General features: G+C 52.7%; 1 protein-coding gene. It reads left to right on the forward strand.

The genetic code is table 11. The features are described from left to right. Positions 1-162: 162 nt before the first annotated feature. A partial coding sequence (locus tag E1919_RS27210) for a PQQ-dependent sugar dehydrogenase (RefSeq protein ID WP_394351843.1) occupies positions 163-754 on the forward strand: 592 nt, incomplete at its 3' end.

Below are 754 nucleotides of genomic sequence, written 5' to 3' on the forward strand. Positions count from 1 at the left end.
AATGTCCCATTGCGAGTCAGTGAGTCTCTTGTATTGAGATTGCATAAGCTTTTGAGTTTGGTTACCCATTGCTTACGCACTGACTCGCTCTTTTTTGCTAATCCTCTAAATTTAAACATGCTCTTACACCCTATACCATTCACAAGGCATAACAATTTGGATATGAGCGAAAAAGAAGAATCAAGACGCGGGCCCATTGCCTCTGCCATGGCAGGGGCTGTAAGTGTTGGCGCGAATATGCTGGGGGAAAAATTCACAGAGTTAAAACACGACGCTGACAGCAAGAGGCTAAAGGCATCGGCTAACTTCCCCATGATAAGGCTGCCAGAGGGCTATGAGATTGAGAAGATAGCAGACGGCCTTACTTACCCCACTTCTGTTGCCTGGGACGACCAGGGCCACATGTATGTGGCGGAAGCCGGGGGCACCTTCCTCGATGAGGAGGATGCCTCGGCAAGGATACTGCGCGTGGAAGCCAACGGCGTGACGAGGGAAGTGGTCAACCTGGATGGGAAAATCTACCCCGCCATATCCGGCATGACCTGGTACAACGGCGCTTTCTACATCACGCACCGGGATAAGGAACTATACGGCTGCGTGTCCCGGGTGACCCCAGACGGGGAGATAACCCAGATACTCGGGGGAATCATTGACAGCAAGTCTGACCACCAGCCCAACGACGTCCGTGTGGGAGGAGACGGAAAAATGTACGTGTGCGTGGGCATAGGCGGCAACTCCGGGTACATGGACGAGA

Source organism: Pontibacter pamirensis (genome assembly GCF_010015475.1).
GTDB lineage: Bacteria > Bacteroidota > Bacteroidia > Cytophagales > Hymenobacteraceae > Pontibacter > Pontibacter pamirensis.